The following is a 2,512-nucleotide window of genomic DNA, read 5'->3' as shown; positions in this document are numbered from 1 at the left end:
GTGTTGGAGCCGCTCGACATCCTCGACCCGCCCGCGCTGGCCGGTTTCCTGCGTGGCGAAGATCGCGTCGATGCGCTGGAGGCCGGACCGCCGCGCGAGGAACCACGACAGGAACTCATCGATCTGTGAGAGTCGCCGATCTTTGACAACTCAACAGAGGGCGTACGTCGGCTGTCAGCCGAGGTCGATCTCCGGGTACAGCGGGAAGCCGGCGACGAGGTCGGTGGCCCGGTGGGAGATCTCGTCCGCGATCTTCGGGTCGAGGATGTGCGCGGCCTTGCTCGGCGCGCCCGACTTCGTCGTGCCCGGCTCGGTGGTGGTCAGGACGCGGTCGATCAGGGACGCCACCTCGTCCATCTCCGCCGTGCCGAGACCGCGCGTGGTCAGGGCGGGGGTGCCGATGCGGATGCCGGAGGTGTACCAGGCGCCGTTGGGGTCGGCGGGGATGGCGTTGCGGTTGGTGACGATGCCCGAGTCGAGCAGGGCGGCCTCGGCCTGGCGGCCGGTGAGGCCGTAGGAGGAGGCGACGTCGATCAGGTTGAGGTGGTTGTCGGTGCCGCCGGTGACCAGGGTGGCACCGCGGCGCATCAAACCGTCCGCCAGCGCACGGGAGTTGTCGACGATGCGCTGGGCGTAGTCCTGGAAGGAGGGCTGCCGGGCCTCGGCGAGGGCGACGGCCTTGGCTGCCATGACGTGCGGGAGCGGGCCGCCGAGGACCATCGGGCAGCCGCGGTCGACCTGGTCCTTAAGGGAGTCGTCGCACAGGACCATGCCGCCGCGCGGGCCGCGCAGGGACTTGTGGGTGGTGGTGGTGACGATCTGGGCGTGCGGGACCGGGTCGAAGTCACCGGTCAGCACCTTGCCCGCGACCAGGCCGGCGAAGTGCGCCATGTCCACCATCAGGGTCGCCCCGACCTCGTCGGCGATCTCGCGCATGATGCGGAAGTTCACCAGACGCGGGTAGGCGGAGTAGCCGGCGACGATGATCAGCGGCTTGAACTCGCGGGCGGAGACCCGCAGCGCCTCGTAGTCGATGAGGCCCGTCGCCGAGTCGGTGCCGTAGGAGCGCTGGTCGAACATCTTGCCGGAGATGTTGGGGCGGAAGCCGTGGGTGAGGTGGCCGCCGGCGTCCAGGGACATGCCGAGCATGCGCTGGTTGCCGAAGGCCTGGCGGAGTTCGGCCCAGTCGGCGTCGGAGAGGTCGTTGACCTGGCGGACGCCCGCCTTCGCGAGGGCCGGGACCTCGACGCGGTCGGCGAGGATCGACCAGAAGGCGACGAGGTTGGCATCGATGCCGGAGTGCGGCTGGACGTAGGCGTGGCGGGCGCCGAAGAGTTCGCGCGCGTGCTCGGCGGCGAGGGACTCGACGGTGTCGACGTTGCGGCAGCCGGCGTAGAAGCGGCGGCCGATGGTGCCCTCGGCGTACTTGTCGCTGAACCAGTTGCCCATGGCCAGGAGAGTGGCCGGGGAGGCGTAGTTCTCGGAGGCGATCAGCTTGAGCATCTCGCGCTGGTCGGCGACTTCCTGGCCGATGGCGTCGGCGACGCGCGGCTCGACGGCACGGATCACATCGAGCGCGGCACGGAAGGCGGTGGACTCAGGGGAAAGGGGCGCGGAATTGTCGGGCATGGGGACCTCCGGACGTGGCGTTCGGCGTTCTCGGTACGGCCCAGGCGCACGGCACACATTCCAGCTCGGGCCGCTCCCTGATGGTCGGTCCCATCCCAGCGCGCCAGTCACGGCCCGCCGGTCAGCCTACCGGGCGTGCCGGACGGTGCGGCTCCTGCGTCCACCATGCGGGCGAGGACAGGGACGGGGCACCTTCACCCCGGGAAACGCCGTGACCAGTACGGAAGCGCTCATCGCCGCCGCCGACGCTCACACCGCGCGCAACCACCACCCGCGGCTGATCGCGGCGGCGGACCTGGACCGGGGGCTGGCCCAACTCCGCGCGATGTTGGGCGGCTGGACACCGCCCGGGAGTTTCTGAAGGCAGCCCTGGAGTTCCTGGAGTCGGGTGAGAGGGCTCACGCGGGAGACCGCTGCGATCTCCCCTCCCCTAGAGTCACTTTGTGCTCTTTGGAATGGTGTGCGCGCTCGGCGCGGCGGTCTGTTTCGGTACGGCGACGGTGTTGCAGGCGGTCGCCGCGCGGGCGGCCACGGCCGGTGGGGGCGGGGACGCGGCGCTTTTGCTGCGAGCACTACGGCAGTGGCGGTATCTGGCGGGGCTGGGGCTTGACGGTGTGGGGTTCGTGTTCCAGATCGCGGCACTGCGGTCGCTTCCCATCTACGCGGTCGGGGCGGCACTGGCGTCGAGCCTCGCGGTGACGGCGGTGGTGGCCGCCCGGCTGCTGGGAGTTCGGCTCAGCGGGGTGGAGTGGGCGGCGCCCACGAAGGGCGGCCGTACGGTCAGGAGTTCGTAGAGGAGGCAGCCCGTCGAGTAGAGGTCCGAGCGGGCGTCGACCTGCTCGCCCTTGGCCTGCTCCGGGGAGAGGTACTGGGCGGTGCCGAT

General features: G+C 70.6%; 2 protein-coding genes, 2 pseudogenes and 1 riboswitch. Of the genes and pseudogenes, 2 read left to right on the top strand and 2 right to left on the bottom strand.

The genetic code is table 11. The features are described from left to right. Nucleotides 1-174 precede the first annotated feature (174 nt). Entirely contained in the window at nucleotides 175-1,629 is a 1,455-nt protein-coding gene (locus ACNFOC_RS53225) for a glycine hydroxymethyltransferase (protein ID WP_416966142.1), read from the bottom strand. 31 nt (nucleotides 1,630-1,660) lie between these two features. Next, a riboswitch (ZMP/ZTP riboswitch) is annotated at nucleotides 1,661-1,750 on the bottom strand. Between the two features lie 90 nt (nucleotides 1,751-1,840). Here ACNFOC_RS53225 and ACNFOC_RS53220 point away from each other — a divergent pair. Both ACNFOC_RS53220 and ACNFOC_RS53215 read left to right on the top strand, forming a co-directional pair. Beyond that, nucleotides 1,841-1,990 carry a hypothetical protein gene (locus ACNFOC_RS53220; protein WP_416966141.1) on the top strand — a complete coding sequence of 50 codons (150 nt, stop codon included), beginning with the start codon at nucleotides 1,841-1,843 and terminating at the stop codon, nucleotides 1,988-1,990. A gap of 94 nt (nucleotides 1,991-2,084) precedes the next feature. Further along, nucleotides 2,085-2,387 (top strand): annotated as a pseudogene (locus ACNFOC_RS53215) (hypothetical protein); the annotation flags it as partial. Here ACNFOC_RS53215 and ACNFOC_RS53210 read toward each other — a convergent pair. Further along, a pseudogene (locus ACNFOC_RS53210) lies at nucleotides 2,387-2,512 on the bottom strand (protein kinase domain-containing protein); the annotation flags it as partial. The pseudogenes ACNFOC_RS53215 and ACNFOC_RS53210 sit on opposite strands and share 1 nt — an antisense overlap.

It is taken from the genome of Streptomyces colwelliae, from assembly GCF_048158785.1.
Taxonomy (GTDB): Bacteria; Actinomycetota; Actinomycetes; order Streptomycetales; family Streptomycetaceae; genus Streptomyces.
This window is presented reverse-complemented; position numbering and strand designations above follow the sequence as displayed.